This is a genomic window from Sphingomonas sp. SphC10, assembly GCF_057004845.1.
Genome location: NZ_CM168044.1, coordinates 2,561,951 through 2,578,756, shown reverse-complemented (window position 1 = coordinate 2,578,756; position 16,806 = coordinate 2,561,951). Strand labels below are relative to the sequence as shown.

Annotated in this window: 14 protein-coding genes; 9 read left to right on the top strand and 5 right to left on the bottom strand. The window is 67.4% G+C overall.

The features are described from left to right. Positions 1 to 8: 8 nt before the first annotated feature. On the bottom strand, positions 9 to 2,105 hold the full coding sequence (locus ACWKSV_RS11745) for a TonB-dependent siderophore receptor (RefSeq protein ID WP_076713952.1): 2,097 nt from the start codon (positions 2,103 to 2,105) through the stop codon (positions 9 to 11). A gap of 194 nt (positions 2,106 to 2,299) precedes the next feature. Between ACWKSV_RS11745 and ACWKSV_RS11740 the strand changes: the two genes are divergently transcribed. The 7 genes from ACWKSV_RS11740 (at position 2,300) to rarD (ending at position 10,703) form a co-directional block, all read left to right on the top strand. Next, the gene (locus ACWKSV_RS11740) at positions 2,300 to 3,172 is read left to right on the top strand and encodes an endonuclease/exonuclease/phosphatase family protein (RefSeq protein WP_237243454.1); all 873 of its coding nucleotides are present in this window, start codon (positions 2,300 to 2,302) and stop codon (positions 3,170 to 3,172) included. A 139-nt stretch (positions 3,173 to 3,311) separates the two neighbouring features. Beyond that, positions 3,312 to 5,285, top strand: a complete 1,974-nt coding sequence (locus ACWKSV_RS11735; protein WP_191864641.1) for a sialate O-acetylesterase — start codon at positions 3,312 to 3,314, stop codon at positions 5,283 to 5,285. A gap of 254 nt (positions 5,286 to 5,539) precedes the next feature. Then, positions 5,540 to 6,835: a 3-methyl-2-oxobutanoate dehydrogenase (2-methylpropanoyl-transferring) subunit alpha gene (locus ACWKSV_RS11730; RefSeq protein ID WP_058746021.1), complete on the top strand. Its 1,296-nt coding sequence runs from the start codon at positions 5,540 to 5,542 to the stop codon at positions 6,833 to 6,835. A gap of 211 nt (positions 6,836 to 7,046) precedes the next feature. Then, positions 7,047 to 8,054, top strand: a complete 1,008-nt coding sequence (locus ACWKSV_RS11725) for an alpha-ketoacid dehydrogenase subunit beta (protein WP_076717701.1) — start codon at positions 7,047 to 7,049, stop codon at positions 8,052 to 8,054. A gap of 1 nt (position 8,055) precedes the next feature. Then, complete coding sequence (locus ACWKSV_RS11720) at positions 8,056 to 9,366, top strand: dihydrolipoamide acetyltransferase family protein (RefSeq protein ID WP_076713948.1); 1,311 nt, start codon at positions 8,056 to 8,058, stop codon at positions 9,364 to 9,366. Positions 9,367 to 9,534: 168 nt separating this feature from the next. Next, positions 9,535 to 9,765: a hypothetical protein gene (locus tag ACWKSV_RS11715; protein ID WP_056431785.1), complete on the top strand. Its 231-nt coding sequence runs from the start codon at positions 9,535 to 9,537 to the stop codon at positions 9,763 to 9,765. A 44-nt stretch (positions 9,766 to 9,809) separates the two neighbouring features. Beyond that, positions 9,810 to 10,703, top strand: a complete 894-nt coding sequence (gene rarD, locus ACWKSV_RS11710) for an EamA family transporter RarD (protein WP_076713946.1) — start codon at positions 9,810 to 9,812, stop codon at positions 10,701 to 10,703. A 155-nt stretch (positions 10,704 to 10,858) separates the two neighbouring features. Here the strand turns inward: rarD and ACWKSV_RS11705 are convergent, their stop codons facing one another. Then, complete coding sequence (locus tag ACWKSV_RS11705; RefSeq protein WP_076717699.1) at positions 10,859 to 11,638, bottom strand: SDR family NAD(P)-dependent oxidoreductase; 780 nt, start codon at positions 11,636 to 11,638, stop codon at positions 10,859 to 10,861. A gap of 374 nt (positions 11,639 to 12,012) precedes the next feature. Between ACWKSV_RS11705 and ACWKSV_RS11700 the strand changes: the two genes are divergently transcribed. Further along, on the top strand, positions 12,013 to 12,780 hold the full coding sequence (locus ACWKSV_RS11700) for an enoyl-CoA hydratase/isomerase family protein (protein WP_076713944.1): 768 nt from the start codon (positions 12,013 to 12,015) through the stop codon (positions 12,778 to 12,780). A 58-nt stretch (positions 12,781 to 12,838) separates the two neighbouring features. Here ACWKSV_RS11700 and ACWKSV_RS11695 read toward each other — a convergent pair whose 3' ends face one another. The 3 genes from ACWKSV_RS11695 to ACWKSV_RS11685 all read right to left on the bottom strand — a co-directional run bounded on the left by ACWKSV_RS11695 (position 12,839) and on the right by ACWKSV_RS11685 (position 15,246). Then, positions 12,839 to 13,060: a DUF1289 domain-containing protein gene (locus ACWKSV_RS11695; RefSeq protein WP_058716795.1), complete on the bottom strand. Its 222-nt coding sequence runs from the start codon at positions 13,058 to 13,060 to the stop codon at positions 12,839 to 12,841. An 8-nt stretch (positions 13,061 to 13,068) separates the two neighbouring features. Beyond that, the gene (locus ACWKSV_RS11690; protein ID WP_076713942.1) at positions 13,069 to 14,499 is read right to left on the bottom strand and encodes a DEAD/DEAH box helicase; all 1,431 of its coding nucleotides are present in this window, start codon (positions 14,497 to 14,499) and stop codon (positions 13,069 to 13,071) included. Positions 14,500 to 14,808: 309 nt separating this feature from the next. After that, positions 14,809 to 15,246: a hypothetical protein gene (locus ACWKSV_RS11685; protein WP_056431799.1), complete on the bottom strand. Its 438-nt coding sequence runs from the start codon at positions 15,244 to 15,246 to the stop codon at positions 14,809 to 14,811. Between the two features lie 68 nt (positions 15,247 to 15,314). On the opposite strand from ACWKSV_RS11685, the gene ACWKSV_RS11680 reads away from it, so the two are divergent. Then, positions 15,315 to 16,739, top strand: a complete 1,425-nt coding sequence (locus ACWKSV_RS11680; RefSeq protein WP_076713940.1) for an FAD-binding oxidoreductase — start codon at positions 15,315 to 15,317, stop codon at positions 16,737 to 16,739. Positions 16,740 to 16,806: the final 67 nt, after the last annotated feature.

Sequence of the window (16,806 nt, the reverse complement as noted above, 5' to 3'; positions counted from 1 at the left end):
GGATCAGTTCAGAACCGCCCCCTGAGCGTCACGCGAACGTTGCGCGGCGCGCCCGGCATCGTCCACACATCGGCATAGCTGCTGGCGATATAATAGGTGTCGAACAGGTTCTCGAGGTCGAGCCGCACGTCGAAGCGCGGGTTGACCGCCCAGCTCGCATCCAGCCGCGCGATGGTATAGGTGGGCAGGCGATAGCCGCTGGCGAACGGATCGCCGTTGCGCGTACCCACATGCGTCACGCCGCCGCCCAGCGTCACCGTGCCGAGCCGCTGATGCAGGTCGAGCGCCGCCAGATGCTTGGGCACGTTGGACAGCATCGTGCCGATCAGCGCCGCATTCTTGTCGTTGCGCACCGTCGCATCGGTATAGGTATAGGTGGCGGTGCCGGTCAGCCCGCCGGTCAGGTGCAGGTCGGCGACCGTCTCGACACCCCGCGACCGCTGGCGGCCGATCTGCGTCTTGACGAAGACGTCGATGGCATTGGGGTTCAGCACGTTGCGCTTGGTCATGGTGAACAGTGCGGTCTGACCGGTCAGCGCGCCGCCGAACAGGCTGTACTTGGCGCCGACCTCGGTCGAACTGCTGCGCTCGGCATCGAAGCTGCTGACCCCGTCCGAGGGATTGAGGCGCAGCGACTGGCCCCAGCTGGTGAACAGCGAGAATTGCGGACTCGCCGCCCAGGTCAGCGCGGCGCGCGGCGTGATGCCGCGATCGACGGTGTCGAGGACCAGATTGCCGCGCACATAATTGGTCATCGTCTCGCGGAAATTGTTCCAGCGCGCGCCGATCAGCGCGGTGAAGTCGCCGAAGCGGATCAGGTCCTGCGCATAGATGCTTTCGCTGCGGAAGGCGTGGTGACGGTCCTGAAACGCCGTGGGTACCGGCAGCGGCTGGCCATAGACAGGGTTGAAGGCGTCGATGGTCAGGATCGGCGCGCCCGGCCGCCCGCGCGCCTGGTCCATGCGGAAGTCCAGGCCATGGCGCACCCGGTCCACCCCGACGCGGATGTCGTGCGACAGGCCCAGCCAGTCGACTTTGGCGGTCAGTTCCGCCCGCGCCGTCAGGTCCTGCCAGCGAAAGTCGTGGAAACGCCGCGACCGGCCGATCGTCCGGCCATCGGCCTGCACCCCACGCGCGCCGAAATCGACCTGGGTCGCATAGCCGGTCAGGAAGCCGTCGCGGCTCGACAGCCCGGCTTCCAGCGAGATGCGGTCGCTCAGCGCGGCAAAAACGCTGCCCTGCTGCCACAGCATCCGCTGGGTCATGCGACCATCGGCGGGTTCGCCCAGGAACGTATTGCGGTCCATCGCACGCGCGTTGCCCCTGATCGCCGCCACGCCGCGGTCGATCGGCGCGCGGTTGCGCATGAACTCGCCCTGATAGAGGAAGCGCAGATCCTGGCTCGGCGTGAAGGACAAGGACGGCGCGATCAGCAGCCGGTCGGTGTGGACGGTATCACGAAAGCTGTCGCCTTCCTCCGCCACGCCGATCAGCCGCGCGGACAGGGTGCTCGTCACCGGGCCGCTGATATCGCCGGTCGCCCGCACCCGGTTCCAGCTGCCATAGCTGAGCGAGGCCTCGCCTTGGCGGGTGGGCGTAGGCGCCTTGGTAACGATGTTCAGCGACCCGCCCGGCTCGCCCAGCCCCGACAGCGCGGCGGCGGCGCCCTTCAGGAATTCGAAGCGTTCGACCGTGGCGACATCGACCGGCGCGTTGAAGCCCAGATTGCTGCTGAAGCGGTTGATGAGGATATCGGGGCCGCTATTCTCGTTCCCCGCAAAGCCGCGAATGGCATATTTGTCCCACAGCCCGCCAAAGTCGTTCTGCCGCGAGACGCCGCCCGCCAGATCGATCGTATCGTCCAGCCGCGTCGCGCCGGTCCGGTCGATGATCGCACGGTCGATGACGCGCAGGGACTGCGGATAGCGGTTGGGCGCGGTGTCGGTGCCGGTGATGCTGGCATTGGCGTCACGCAAGGCCGTGACGACGATATCCTTCTGATCGTCGCTGCCGCCATCGACCGGGGCGGCCAGCGTCTGCGCCACCGCGCCTTGGCTGATCGCCACTCCGGCCAGCAGAATCGCGCGCCAGATCACCTTCGACATATACGGCCCCCCAATCGATTTCGGCGCGGCCAATATCGATAATGCTAATAACTCTCAATCAGAAATTGGACCTGTTTTGGTTTTGGCGGCGTGATGACGAAGCGTGTCACGCGCATGCCATGTGATGCAGCCATGACCCGCGGGCGGCGTTGCGCCATGGTGTAAGTCTATGAGGGGTAATGAGAATGACGGTGGTGCGGCGAACGATTTGGGGTGTGGCGCTGGCGGCGGCGGGGCTGCTCGCGGCGACGGGGGCGATGGCCGAACCGATCCCCGAACCGATCCCCGAACCGATCAGGGTCATGACCTTTAACGTACGCTATGCCTCGGACGAGGGTGCGACGCGCTGGGCAGTGCGGCGGCCGGTGATGGTCGAACTGATCCGCCGCGCCGCGCCCGATGTGATCGGCACGCAGGAACTGCTCCAGCGGCAGGGGGACGACCTGACCCATGCGCTGCCCGGCTATCGCTGGTTCGGGCGCGACCGGCGGGGCGGGCATGACAATGAGCATATGGGCATAATCTATCGCCCCGACCGGCTGACCCTGGTCGAGCATGGCGATTTCTGGCTGTCCGAGACGCCGGACGTCGTCGGCAGTCAGAGCTGGGGCACCGACCTGCCGCGCATGGCGAATTGGGCGGTGTTCGAGACCAAGGGGGCGAAGCCGCATCGCTTCCTGTTCCTCGACACGCATCTGGCGCACCGCGACGAGGATGCCGAAGCGCGCGACAAGGCGGCGGCGCTGATCCTGGCGCGGCTGCCCGCGCTGGCGAAGGACCTGCCGGTGGTGGTGGCGGGCGACATGAACGCGCGGCCCGACACGGCGGCCTATCGCCGTTTTGCGGCGACGCTGATCGACGCCTGGCCCGCCGCCGCACGGCGCGAGGGGCCGGAGATGACCTTTCACGACTTCACCGGCACGCCCGACCGGCGCATCGACTATCTGTTCGTGCGCGGCTTCCGCACGCAGGCGATCGCGACCGATAGCTATCACCGGGGCAAGACCTATCCCTCGGATCATTTCCCGGTCGCGGCGACGCTGACGTTCGAGGATGAGACGCGCTGACCAAATCTGTTCCTCCCCTTCCAGGGGGGAATGAGCACCGCGTTTCCCGATAGCGTTATCATTTGTCCCCTCCTATGATCGCGATACGAGCCTTGGCGGCACGGAATTGTGGTTTCGCCGGGCATAGGAGAGGGATGACATGCGGATGGGGCATTCATGGTCCGGCGCCGGGCGGCGTGTGGGTTTGGCGTTGCTGCTGGGCACGGCGGCGGCCTGGCCCGTCATGGCGGAGGCGCGACCGCGCATCCTGACCCCGATGAGCGCCCATGCCGTCCTGCAACGCGACCGCCCGATCATTGTCGAGGGCGCGGCCGATGCGGGCGAGGGCGTCACCGTGACGCTGGGCGGTGCCAGCGCGACCGCGACCGCCGATGCCAAGGGCCATTGGCGCGCGACCCTGCCTGCCATGGCGGCGACCGCCACCCCGCTGACGCTGACCGCGACGGGCAAGGACGGCGCTGTCGATACGATGGACGACCTGCTCGTGGGCGATGTCTGGCTGTGTTCGGGCCAGTCCAACATGGAATATCCGACCAAGCAGGCGCTGAACGGCGAGGGGCTGGTCAAGGGCGCGGCCAATGACCGTATCCGCCTGCTCGATATCGCGCATCATGTCGGCCTGTCCGCCGACGAGCCGCTGGAGAAGCGCCCGGTCTGGGCCGCCGTCTCGCCCGCCAGCGTCGCCGACTTTTCGGCCGCCTGCTATCTGATGGTCAAGGATCTGGCGGCCAAGGCGAATGTGCCGATGGGCGCGATCGATTCGAGCTGGGGTGGGACCAAGATCCTGCCCTGGATCGCCGCGACCGACGCGCGCAAGCTGCCCGGCCTGTCCGCCGATGCCGACCTGCTGGCGCTCTATGCCCGCGACCATGCGGCGGGCTTGCGTGCGTTCGGCGACCGCTGGGGCGACTGGTGGCGCAAGGCGAGCGGGACGAAACGCGGGCAGGAGCCGTGGAACGCCCCCGACCGGTTGAACTGGACCCCGGTGCCCAAATTCGGCCCGTGGGAGGAATGGGGCGTGCCCGAACTCGCCGACTATAACGGGCTGGTATGGTTCCGGCAGGGTTTCGACTTGGCCCAAGCCCCGACCGGTGACGGCGTGATCGAACTGGCCGGGATCGATGAGCTCGACACCGTCTGGGTCAATGGCGTGGTCGTCGGCGCGACCTTCGGCTGGGGCGACTGGCGGCGTTACACCGTGCCGCGCTCGGCCCTGAAGAAGGGCCGCAACGAGATCGTCGTTGGGCTGGGCGACACCTATGGTCCGGGCGGCATGTTCGGCCCCGGTGACAGGATCCAGTTCACCCCCGCAGGCGGACAGCCGATTCCGCTGGGCACCGGCTGGCGCTATTCGGTCTACAAGGCGAACGACCAGAGTTATCCGCGCAGCCCCTGGGAAAGCCATGCGGGGCTCGGCACGCTGTACAATGGCATGATCGCGCCTTTGGGGCCGATCGGATTGAAGGGCGTCGCCTGGTATCAGGGCGAGTCCGATGTCGGCCGCGCCGATTATGGCGACCGGCTGGCCGCGTTGATGACCGGTTGGCGACGGCAGTTCCAGAGCCCTGAACTGCCGTTCCTGATCGTCCAGCTCGCCAATTTCGGTGCGCCGCCGGTGAAGATCGAGAACAGCGCCTGGGCGGCCCTGCGCGAGACGCAGCGTCTGGCGGTGCTGGGTGATGCGCATGCGGCGCTCGCGACGACGATCGACATCGGCGTGCGCAACGACATCCATCCGGCGGACAAGAACGAACTCGCCAAGCGGCTGGTCTTTGCGCAAGGCCGGCTGGAGGCGGGCGACCGCGCCAATGCGTCCGGACCGATGATCGCCTCGGCCATCCGCGCGGGGGGCGAGGTCGTGCTGCGCTTCGACGGGGTGCAGGGCGCGCTTCATGCGTGGAGTGCAGGCTCGCCGATCGGGTTCGAGCTGTGCGATGCGAGCGCCTGTCGTTATGCGAATGCGAGCGTGAACGGGGCGGAGGTACGGCTGGCCGATGCGCGGCCAGGCGATGTCCGCGTGCGCTATGCCTGGGCCGATGCGCCGGTCGTCAATTTCTACGACGAAGCCCCGCATCCGGTGGTGCCGTTCGAGGCGGTGATTACGGGGAATTGATCCAATATTCCTCCCCTTGCAGGGGAGGGGGACCATGCGCAGCATGGTGGAGGGGTGTCCCCGCTAGCCGTGACACCCCTCCGTCAGCCCTTCAGGCTGCCACCTCCCCTGCAAGGGGAGGAAAGAAGGAAAAACACCACAACTCGACGCGTTACGCCGGACGAAGCGTCCAAAAGGCGCTTGAAATAAAATGTCATCCGGTTGAAAGATAGCAACGACCCGACATGAATCGGGCGAAGCGTTGAGGAGAGAGCATGGCCGTGCCGCCAGAAGGCATTTCGCGCGCCAACCTGGCCCCGTTGCAGCTGCATGTCCCTGAGCCGAAATTCCGGCCGGGCGATGCGGTCGACTTCGCCAGTGTCGAGGTTCCGCCCGCCGGTGCCCAGCGCCGCCCGGACACCGCCGCGCCCGCCGACAGCTTCCACGAACTCGCCTATACGCTCGTGCGCGTGCTCGATGACGAAGGGCGCGCCGTCGGTCCCTGGGACCCCCGGCTCTCGCCCGATCGCCTCCGCCGCATGTTGCGCCACATGGTGCTGCTCCGCGCCTTCGACGAGCGCATGTTCCGTGCCCAGCGTCAGGGCAAGACCAGCTTCTACATGAAGGCGCTGGGCGAGGAGGCGGTCGCCGTCGCCGCCGCCCATGCGCTGGATTATGAGGATATGTGCTTCCCCTCCTATCGCCAGCAGGGGCTGTTGATCGCGCGCGACTGGCCGCTGGTCGACATGATGAACCAGATCTATTCCAACAGCGCGGACCGGCTGGGCGGCAAGCAGTTGCCCATCATGTATTCGGCGAAGGAAGCCGGATTCTTCTCGATCTCGGGCAATCTGACGACGCAATATCCGCAGGCGGTGGGCTGGGCGATGGCCTCGGCCGCCAAGGGCGACACCCGCATCGCCGCCGTGTGGTGCGGCGAGGGCTCGACGGCGGAGGGCGACTTCCACTCGGCCTGTACCTTCGCCGCCGTCTACCGTGCGCCGGTGGTCATGAACGTCGTTAACAACCAGTGGGCGATCTCCAGCTTTTCGGGCTTCGCGGGGGCGGAGGCGACGACCTTCGCCGCGCGCGCGATCGGCTATGGCATTGCGGGCCTTCGGGTCGACGGCAACGACGCGCTGGCGGTCTATGCCGCCACCCAATGGGCCGCCGAGCGCGCGCGGACCAATCAGGGCGCGACGCTGATCGAGCATTTCACCTATCGGACCGAGGGGCACTCCACCTCGGACGATCCGACCCAGTATCGCTCGGCGGGGGAGCCGACGGCTTGGCCGCTCGGCGATCCGATCCGGCGGTTGAAGGATCACCTGATCGGCCTGGGCGAATGGGACGAAGAGCGCCACGCGACCCAGGACCGCGAAGTCGCCGAGGAGGTCCGCGCCGCGCAAAAGGCGGCCGAGGCGAACGGTATCCTGGGTCACGGCCTGCACCAGCCGCTCGACAGCCTGTTCGACGGTGTGTTCGAGGAGATGCCCTGGCACTTACGCGAGCAGCGCCAGCAGATGCTCGACGAAGAAGAAGCGAGCGGACGGCCATGGGCGCGGAAATAATGGCCGCCCCCTGTTCCCCGGCGAAGGCCGGGGCCCAGTCGCCTCGCAGCCGGTGGTACGCCAAGCCATCGCGTGGGAGGCCAAACGCCGCGCGCCGCCGCGATGACACCGCAACTGGACCCCGGCCTTCGCCGGGGAACGGTGCTGGTAAGGGTTTTGTCCAGTGAACGAAGTCACCGAAACCACGCCCGAAACGGGCGAAACCACCCGCATGAACATGATTCAGGCGATCAACTCCGCCATGGACGTGGTCATGGCGCGCGACCCCGATGTGGTTGTGATGGGCGAGGATGTCGGCTATTTCGGCGGCGTCTTCCGCGCGACCGCTGGCCTGCAGAAGAAATATGGCAAGACCCGCGTGTTCGACACGCCGATCACCGAATGCGGCATCATCGGCGTCGCGGTCGGCATGGGTGCCTATGGCCTGCGCCCGGTGCCTGAAATCCAGTTCGCCGACTATATCTACCCCGCGCTCGACCAGCTGGTCAGCGAGGCGGCGCGGCTGCGCTATCGCTCGGCGGGCGAGTTTACCGCGCCGATCACCGTGCGCTCGCCCTTCGGCGGCGGCATCTTCGGCGGCCAGACGCACAGCCAGAGCCCTGAGGGCATCTTCACGCACGTTTCCGGCATCAAGACGGTGATCCCGGCGACCCCCTATGACGCCAAGGGGCTGCTGATCGCCGCGATCGAGGACAATGACCCCGTCCTCTTCTTCGAACCCAAGCGTATCTATAACGGCCCGTTCAACGGCCATTGGGATCGCCCGGCCGAGAACTGGTCCAAGCATCCCGGCGGCGAGGTGCCGACCGGCTATTACCGCATCCCGCTAGGCAAGGCGGCGACGGTGCGCGCCGGCGAGGCGGTGACGATCCTGTGCTACGGCACAATGGTCCATGTCTGCGCCGCCGTGGTCGCCGATATGGGCGTGGATGCCGAGATCATCGACCTGCGCACGCTCGTCCCCCTCGACATCGAAGCCATTGAGGCGTCGGTGAAGAAGACCGGCCGCTGCATGATCGTGCACGAGGCAACGCGCACCGGCGGGTACGGCGCGGAGCTGTCCGCGCTGGTCCAGGAACGCTGCTTCTATCACCTCGAAGCGCCGATCGCGCGCGTGACCGGCTTCGACACGCCCTATCCGCACAGCCTGGAATGGGCCTATTTCCCCGGCCCGGTCCGTATCGGCCAGGCGCTCAAGACCCTGTTGAAGGACGCCTGACATGGCTCGTTTCACCTTCCGCCTGCCCGATATCGGCGAAGGCATCTCCGAGGCCGAGATCGTCGCCTGGCACGTCAAGCTCGGCGACCGGGTCGAGGAGGATCAGTCGGTCGCCGACATGATGACCGACAAGGCGACCGTCGAGATGGAATCGCCTGTGTCGGGCACGATCGTCGAACTGGCGGGCGAGGTCGGCGATCAGGTACCGATCGGATCGGCGCTGATGGTGATCGAAACCGATGCGGTGGAGGACGCCGCCTCGCCCGCGACGGAAGAGGCCGTGCTGGAAGCCGAAAATCCCGGCGTCGAAGAAGCGCAAACTCCCTCTCCCCCTGTGGAAGAGGCCCGGGGTGAGGGGATGCCGCGAGCGGAAACCTCTGACGGATCGCCCGTGGCTGCCCCTCACCCCAACCCTCTCCCCGGAGGGGAGAGGGAGCAGAAGAAGGTTTTGGCCTCGCCCGCCGTTCGGGCGCGGGCGCTAGATCTGGGCGTCGACCTCGCCAGCGTGAAGCCCGCGGAGGGCGACCGGGTGCGCCATTCGGACCTGGACGCGTTCCTGCGTTATGGTTCGGGGCAGGGCTATACCCCCGCCCGCGCCCCCCGCGCCGACGAAGCCGTGCGCGTCATCGGCATGCGCCGCCGCATCGCCGAGAACATGGCCGCGTCCAAGCGCGCGATTCCGCACTTCACCTATGTCGAGGAAATCGACGTCACGGCGCTGGAGGAGACGCGCGCGCAGCTCAACGCCGGGCGAGGCAATCGGCCGAAGCTGACCATGTTGCCGCTGCTGATCGTCGCGATCTGCAAGACGCTGCCCGATTTCCCGATGCTCAACGCGCGTTATGATGACGAGGCGGGCGTGGTGAACCGCTCGGGCGCGGTGCATATGGGCATGGCGACGCAGACCCCCGCCGGGCTGATGGTCCCCGTCATCCGCAATGCCGAGAGCCGCAATGTCTGGCAACTGGCGACGGAGATCGGCCGCCTTGCCGAGGCGGCCCGCGCGGGCAGCATCGCCAGCACCGACATGGGTGGCGGCACGATCACCCTGACCTCGCTCGGGCCGCTGGGCGGCATCGCGACGACGCCGGTCATCAACCGCCCCGAGGTCGCGATCATCGGCCCGAACCGCATCGTCGAACGCCTGGTCTTCCGCTCGGACGGGCGCGGCGGCGAGACGATCGCGCGGGCCAAGCTGATGAACCTGTCGATCAGTTGCGACCACCGGGTCGTCGATGGCTATGATGCGGCAAGCTATGTGCAGGCGTTGAAGCGGCTGCTGGAAACGCCAGTGATGCTGTTTGCCGATTGATCCTATGCGCTGGGCGGGGGCGGGGCGTGCGCTTCGACTTCGCTCAGCGTGAACGGCTGTCGGTGTCGTTTCCCCACCTCCGTTCGGCCTGAGCGTAGTCGAAGGCCACGCTCAGGCCTTGAACCAAATCCCGCCCCCAGCGTCCTGTCTTCGAGACAGGAGGATGCCATGCGCGGAATGACGGCCGGTTCGCTGGAAGTGACGTCGGACGGGACGGTGCGCGGAATGGTCGGTGGTGACGTCCTCGTCGCCTCCGGTGTCCATGCGACCATCAAGGGCATGGTCGCAGGCGATGTCATCGTCGAGCGCGGCGCATCGGTGCGGATCACCGGCATGGTATCGGGCCGGGTCGTCAATCTGGGCGGCGCAGTCGAGGTGAGGGGCATGGTCGCCGGGTGACACCTGGCTTGCCATCCGCACCCCAAGCGTGAACAGGGGGCGGCATGACGACCGCTTCATCTGCTCGCACCGGCCTGCTGCTCGGTATCGGGGCCTATATCAGCTGGGGCATATTGCCGCTCTATCTCAAGCTGTTGAAGGGCGTGCCCGCGCTTCAGGTGCTGGCGCACCGTATTCTCTGGTCGCTCCTGCTGCTGGCAGTCGTCGTGCTCGTCGCGCGGCGGGGCAAGGCCATTATCGCGGCAGCGCGAGGCCGCACCTTGCTGCTGCTCTGCGCCAGCGCGGCGCTGATCGGGGTCAACTGGCTGGTCTATATCTGGTCGGTCCAGAACAACCATGTGCTAGAGGCGAGCCTCGGCTATTTCATCAACCCGCTGGTCAATGTCGGGCTGGGCGTCGCGCTTCTAGGCGAGCGGATTCGCCGGATGCAGGCGGTGGCGGTGGGAATCGCCGCCATCGGCGTGGTCGTGCTGGCGATCAATGGCGGCGGGGCGATCGGCATTTCGCTGGCGCTGGCGCTGTCCTTCGGCTTCTACGGCTTCGTGCGCAAGATCGCGGCGATCGATGCGCTGGGCGGCCTGACGGTCGAGACATTGCTGCTTGCCGCCCCTGCGCTGTTCGTGCTGTTCCAGGCGAGCGGCAATGGCACGGCGGCGTTCGGGGTGGACCGGCATCTCGACATGCTGCTGATCCTGGCGGGTGCGGTGACGGCGGCGCCGCTCCTGATGTTCGCGGCGGCGGCGCGGCGGATGCGGTACGCGACGCTGGGCCTGCTGCAATATATCGCCCCGACCCTGCAATTTGCGCAGGCCGTGCTGCTGTTCGGCGAGCCGCTCAAGCCCGTCCACATCGTCACCTTCGTGCTGATCTGGGCCGGTTGCGCGCTCTACGCCTTCGACAGCGTGCGGGGGAGCCGGACGCCGGTGACGGCGGAATAGGTTCGCGCGGAGACGCGGAGACGCGGAGGGGGATCGCCCAGCCGCAGGCTGCCTGTTTTCGCCACAGCACGGCTTTGTCTGCCGACCGAAAGGGAGGAGGCCAGTGCGGCACGTCCAGACACCTCCGCGTCTCCGCGCCTCCGCGCGAACAAAACCTATTGCCGCCCGCTCTGAAGCTTGGCGACCGCCCGCCGGAGCACCCCGCGCGGTGCCACCCGCGTGCTGACGGCGGTCAGCCGGTTGAGCAGTCCCGACACCATCACGGCCTGTCCCCGCTCCAGCGCGGCGAGGCCGTCACGCACCACCTGTTCCGACCCGGAGGCGAAGCGCTCGAACAAAGGCGTCTCGGCCATGCCCGCAACGTCGGCGAACTCGGTCCTGGTTGGCCCCGGGCACAGCGCCGTTACCGTCACGCCGCGCCCCTTAACCTCCTCGTGCAAAGCCTCGGAGAAGTGCAGAACGAACGCCTTGCTGGCATAATAAACCGCCATATACGGCCCCGGCTGGAAGGCGGCGGTCGAGGCGACGTTCAGCACGCGCCCGCGCCCGCGCGCCAGCATCGGCGGCAGCAGCGCATGGGTCAGCGTCACCAGCGCCCGCATATTGAGGTCGATCATCCCCGTCTGCGTCGCCAGATCGCTGTCGGCAAAGTCGCCCAGCGCGCCATAGCCGGCATTGTTGATGAGCGTGTCGATCCGCAGACCCCGGTCGGCGATCCCGTCGAGCAACGTCTTCACGCCTTCGGGGCGCCCGAGATCGGCGGAGATGACATGCACCTCGACATCCGGCCGCGTTCCCAACTCCTCCGCCAGCGCCGCAAGCCGGTCGGTGCGCCGCGCGGTCAGCACCAGCGTCACCGGCTTCTTGGCCAGCGCCCGCGCAAAATCCGCGCCCAGCCCGGCGGAGGCGCCGGTAATCAGGATGGTGTCGGGCATCGCCATATCCCCAAAAAGGGGCGGCCATCCCTTCGGCCAGCCGCCGTTCGATTAAGGTCTTTAGCAATCCACGTCGAGCGGACGGGTTCCACCGGATCGCATGGGGGAGATTGGGCGGGGTGATGAAGGGGGAAAGGGCGGCCCGTTTTCCAGGCCGCCCGGCATCCCCTCCCGGCACGGAGCCCTTGGGCTCCCGATGCCTAGGCGTCGTCCCGTTATCGGCCGATCACCTGACATGGCCATTGTCTAGTCCGGTCGGGGTGACGGGCTCAAGCACCTGTTTGCGCTCGGCCGCTTTATGCCTTGCCGCTGTGTCTTTCGAGCAACGGGTATGGTGCTGGCCACTGGTGTCGAAGCCGGGTTAATAGGAGGGCATGACTATCGAAATCCGCCATGACGGGGCCGTCGCTATCCTGACCCTACGGAATCCGCCAAATAATCATCTGGGGCTGGGAACCATTTCGCAATTCGCGGAAGCGTTCGACGATGTGGATTCGGACCCCGCGATTCGCGCCATCCTGCTTCGATCTGAGGGTCGGGTATTCTGTGCGGGCGCCGATCTGGTCCATGCGAACCCGGTCGCCGAGCCGCTGCCGCCGGGCGAGCGCAGCCCATTCTACATGGCGGCGGCACGGCTGTTCGGCGTGGCGACGCCGGTGGTCGCGGCGGTGCAGGGTGCGGCGGTCGGTGCCGGACTGGGGCTGGCGCTGGTCGCCGATTTCCGCATCGCGACGCCGGAGGCGCGGTTCGTGGCGAACTTCGTCCAACTGGGGCTGCATCCGGGCTTCGGCATCTCGGCAGTGCTGGAGCGGGTGATCGGGCGCCAGCGCGCGGCGATGATGCTGCTGACCGGGCGGCGCATCCGGGGCGAGGAAGCGGAGCGCTGGGGGCTGGTCGACCAGCTGGTGTCCGCCGATGCGTTGGAGGCGACCGCACTGGCCTTGGCACATGAGATCGCAGCCGCCGCGCCGTTGGCGGTGGCATCGACACGGCGCACGATCCGGGGGGATTTGCGCGCGCTGGTCGAGACGGCGACCGATCATGAACTGGCCGAGCAGGCGAAGCTGATGCGGACCGAGGATTTTGCCGAAGGGGTGCGTGCGGTCACCGAGCGGCGGCCGGGGCGCTTTGTGGGGCGGTAAAGCCACCTCGCACCCATTCTCCATCTCCGCTCAGGCTGAACGGAGGGCAGGGAAGGCCTCAGCCCTTGCGGGCCGCCAGTTCGGCCTGACGCGCGGGCAGGGCCGCCAGGATCGCGCGGCGTTCCTCGGCAGGCTTGGCGCTCCAGTTGGAAATCTCGCGGATGGTGCGCGCGCAGCCCAGGCACCAGCCGGTCGCCTTGTCCATGGTGCAGACCAGGACGCATGGGCTGGCGAGACTTGCCGGCTGGGGTTCGACGAAGCTGATGATGTCGAGCGACATGGGCGGCGTCAGATCCCGAACGAGACCTTCAGGAAGTCCGGAATCGGGCCATTCCAGCCGCCGTCATCGGGCGCCTCGTCGGTGTGCGAGCGACGGCGGTCGCGACGACGATCCTCGCTGCGTGTCTCGCGCGGTTCCTCACGACGCGCCTGTTCGCGCTGGGGCTGTTCGCGACGGGTTTCCTCGCGACGCGGACGGGCGCGGGGCGCTTCCTCGACCGTTTCCGCCACGGGGGCGGTCGCCTCGACCTCGACCTCGGCCGTGCGGGGCGCGCGGTCGCGGCGCGTGCGGCGGGCGGGGCGCTCCTCTTCCGCCGGGGCGGGGAGTTCGAGGCGGTCGATCTTCTGGCCGGTCAGCTTCTCGATATTCTCGAGATTTTCGGCATCATCGGGCGCGACGAAGGTATAGGCGGTGCCGGTCGCGCCGCCACGCCCCGTCCGGCCGATGCGGTGGACATAATCGTCCGGATGCCAGGGGGCGTCGAAGTTGAAGACGTGGCTGACGCCCTTGATGTCCAGCCCGCGCGCCGCGACGTCCGAGGCGACCAGGATGTTGATATCGCCGCGCTTGAACAGCTCCAGTTCGGCCAAGCGCTGCGGCTGTTCCATGTCGCCATGAATCTCGCCCGAGCGGAAACCGTGCTGCTTGAGCGATTTGTTCAGCTCGCGCACCGTCGTCTTGCGGTTGCAGAAGATGATCGCGTTGCGCACCTCTTCCTGCCCCAGCAACTGGCGCAGGCGCTTGCGCTTCTCGAACGACTGGGGCGCGACTGGCACGACGAACTGGGTGATGTTGGTGTTGGTCGAGGCGGGGCGCGCGACCTCGATCGTCTTGGGATTTTGCAGGAACTTGTCGGCCAGCTTCTTGATCGGCGGCGGCATGGTCGCAGAGAACAACAGCGTCTGGCGCTGCGCGGGCAGCTTGGTGCAGATTTCCTCGATATCGGGGATGAACCCCATGTCGAGCATCCGGTCCGCCTCGTCGATGACCAGCATCGAACAGCCGGTCAGCAGGATGTTGCCGCGCTGGAACAGGTCCATCAACCGGCCCGGCGTCGCGATCAGCACGTCGACGCCCTTTTCCAGCGCCTTGATCTGATCGCCCATCGACACGCCGCCAATGAGGAGGGCCATGGAGAGCTTCTGGCCAGCGCCGTATTTCTCGAAATTCTCGGCGACCTGCGCGGCGAGTTCGCGCGTCGGCTCCAGGATCAGGCTGCGCGGCATCCGGGCGCGGCTGCGGCCATGCGCCAGGATATCGATCATCGGCAGCACGAAGGCGGCGGTCTTGCCCGTGCCCGTCTGCGCGATGCCGATGATGTCGCGCATCATCAGCACGGAGGGGATGGCGGAGGCCTGAATCGGCGTCGGCTCGGTATAGCCGGCGTCGGTGACCGTCTTGAGAAGTTCGTCGGAGAGGCCGAGATCGGCAAAGCTCATGCAATTTTCCGGAATTTGGTGCGGAATGGGAATCGCCCCGCACTCGCCCAGCAGCCTATGCCGCTTGCGGATTTGGTGGCGAATGTCAAGTTTTCCACATGGCGGAGGGGGGGCGGTCATGGAAATTCCCGTCTTCTTCTCCGTTTCTTCCTCCCCTCCCGCAGGCGGGAGGGGCCGGGGGAGGGCAGGGGGTCTCACCGAGATCGTCGCCTGTGGCACTCCCTCCCCCATCCCCTCCCGCCTGCGGGAGGGGCGTGCCCGTGGAGTGGGCATGGCGATTTCGATGGCGTCTCGGCTGGCAGAATCGGTTCAGCGCGCCGGTACCAGGGATCGGAACCGCTCGATCTCGCATGTGCGGCCCGCACGGGTGCGGATCGGGTCGCGGTCGGCGCAAATCTGGCCGTCGGGACCGGGGCGGATATAGAAGCTGGAATAATAGTCGAGCTGGCGACAGGCACGCACCAGTCGCGCACGCACCCGCTTGCCGCCGGTCAGCACGATATCGACCGCACCTTCCTCGGCGGGCAGCGCACCCGCCAGATCCTGGGCGGGGATGCAGCGGGGGCCCTTGCGTTCCTTCCACCGGATCGGAGTGACGGGTGCTGGCGCGGCGCGGGGGACGCGGATGACGACACGCTCGCGGATGACGACCTGCGCATAATGCACGGGTTCACGCCGATCGGCCGCACCCAGCAGGGCGGGCGTCATCAGGGCGATGGCGGCAAGGTTTCGATGGCGGCGCAGCATGTCAGCAGGATCCCTTCATAGGGCCGATGATTGAACGCTTTATGAACCTGGCCTAGGCGATCCCCGTCATGACTCCCGCCCAGACCGCTTTGCTCCAGGCCCTGACCCCCATTTTGGGCGACAAGGGCATCGTCACCGACCCCGCGCTGATCGCGCCATGGGAAGTGGACTGGCGGCGGCGCTTTTCCGGCCATGCCCCCGCGATCCTCGCTCCCGCCGATACGGGACAGGTGCAGGCGGTGCTGCGCGCGGCGACCGAACACCGGGTGAGGCTGGTGCCGCAGGGGGGGAACAGCTCGATGGTGGGGGGCGCGACGCCGCCTGGCGACGGATCGGCGCTGATCCTGTCCACCCGGCGGATGAATCGCATCCGGCGCATGGACGCGGGCGCAGGCATGGTCGTCGCCGAGGCGGGGGTGATCCTAGCCGACCTTCACGCCGCTGCCGAGGCGGAGGGCGCGCGCTTTCCGCTGACGCTGGGAGCGAAGGGCAATGCGACGGTCGGCGGTCTCGTCTCGACCAATGCGGGGGGTACGCAGGTGCTGCGTTTCGGCACGATGCGCGGCCTGACGCTGGGCGTGGAGGCGGTGCTGCCCGACGGATCGCTCTATGACGGGCTGTCGGCGTTGAAGAAGGACAATCGCGGTTACGATCTGGGCCAGTTGCTGATCGGCGCGGAGGGGACTTTGGGCATCGTCACCGCCGCCGCGTTGCGGCTGGCGCCGGGGATCGCACGCTCGGCGACCGCCTGGGTCGGGCTGTCCGACCCGGCGGCGGGCCTGACCCTGCTGCGCCGGTTGCAGGCGGCGACCGACATGATCGAGAGTTTCGAGATCATGCCCGCCGAAAGCCTGGCCGCCGCCGTCGCGCATCTGCCCGGCGCACGCGCGCCGCTGGAGGGCACGCATCCCTGGCATGTCCTGATCGAGGCGGTGACCGGCGATGCGCAAGCCGATCCCGCCGCGATGCTGGAGACGCAACTGGCCCGTGCGCTGGAGGATGGAGTCGTCGCCGACGCGGTGATCGCCGCCTCGGATTCGCAATCCGAGGCCTTCTGGCTGCTCCGCCACTCGCTGTCCGATGCCGAGCGCGCGCTGGGTCCGGCGGTGCAGCATGATATCGCCGTGCCGGTCGATGCCATGCCGCGCTTCATGGTCGAGGCGGCGGCGGCGTGCGACGCGCGCTTCCCCGGTACCCACGCCTCGGGCTTCGGCCATCTGGGCGACGGTAACATTCATTTCCATGTCCGCGCCGCGCCCGGCATCGATCGCGACCGTTTCTATGCCGAGGATGCCGCGACCATAACCCGCTTCGTCCATGATCTGGTGATGGCCGCGGGCGGCACCATTTCGGCCGAGCACGGCATCGGCCAGATGAAGCGCGACGAACTCGCCCGCCTGTCGCCCGAACGGGTCGCGGCGATCCGGGCCATCAAGACGGCGCTCGATCCGCACGGTCTGTTCAATCCGGGCAAGCTCGTCGCTTGCGCATGAGGCGCTAGGCCCATAGACACGGACGCAGGACACGCGGCCGGGGGGCTCGCGTGGATCGAGTTTTTTG

What these genes read in the sequence shown, in the direction of transcription:
- ACWKSV_RS11745 (WP_076713952.1), bottom strand. Translation starts at nt 2,105, where the DNA reads ATGTCGAAGGTGATCTGGCGCGCGATTCTGCTGGCCGGAGTGGCGATC.
- ACWKSV_RS11735 (WP_191864641.1), top strand. Translation starts at nt 3,312, where the DNA reads ATGCGGATGGGGCATTCATGGTCCGGCGCCGGGCGGCGTGTGGGTTTG.
- ACWKSV_RS11730 (WP_058746021.1), top strand. Translation starts at nt 5,540, where the DNA reads ATGGCCGTGCCGCCAGAAGGCATTTCGCGCGCCAACCTGGCCCCGTTG.
- ACWKSV_RS11725 (WP_076717701.1), top strand. Translation starts at nt 7,047, where the DNA reads ATGAACATGATTCAGGCGATCAACTCCGCCATGGACGTGGTCATGGCG.
- ACWKSV_RS11720 (WP_076713948.1), top strand. Translation starts at nt 8,056, where the DNA reads ATGGCTCGTTTCACCTTCCGCCTGCCCGATATCGGCGAAGGCATCTCC.
- ACWKSV_RS11715 (WP_056431785.1), top strand. Translation starts at nt 9,535, where the DNA reads ATGCGCGGAATGACGGCCGGTTCGCTGGAAGTGACGTCGGACGGGACG.
- rarD (WP_076713946.1), top strand. Translation starts at nt 9,810, where the DNA reads ATGACGACCGCTTCATCTGCTCGCACCGGCCTGCTGCTCGGTATCGGG.
- ACWKSV_RS11705 (WP_076717699.1), bottom strand. Translation starts at nt 11,638, where the DNA reads ATGCCCGACACCATCCTGATTACCGGCGCCTCCGCCGGGCTGGGCGCG.
- ACWKSV_RS11700 (WP_076713944.1), top strand. Translation starts at nt 12,013, where the DNA reads ATGACTATCGAAATCCGCCATGACGGGGCCGTCGCTATCCTGACCCTA.
- ACWKSV_RS11695 (WP_058716795.1), bottom strand. Translation starts at nt 13,060, where the DNA reads ATGTCGCTCGACATCATCAGCTTCGTCGAACCCCAGCCGGCAAGTCTC.
- ACWKSV_RS11690 (WP_076713942.1), bottom strand. Translation starts at nt 14,499, where the DNA reads ATGAGCTTTGCCGATCTCGGCCTCTCCGACGAACTTCTCAAGACGGTC.
- ACWKSV_RS11685 (WP_056431799.1), bottom strand. Translation starts at nt 15,246, where the DNA reads ATGCTGCGCCGCCATCGAAACCTTGCCGCCATCGCCCTGATGACGCCC.
- ACWKSV_RS11680 (WP_076713940.1), top strand. Translation starts at nt 15,315, where the DNA reads ATGACTCCCGCCCAGACCGCTTTGCTCCAGGCCCTGACCCCCATTTTG.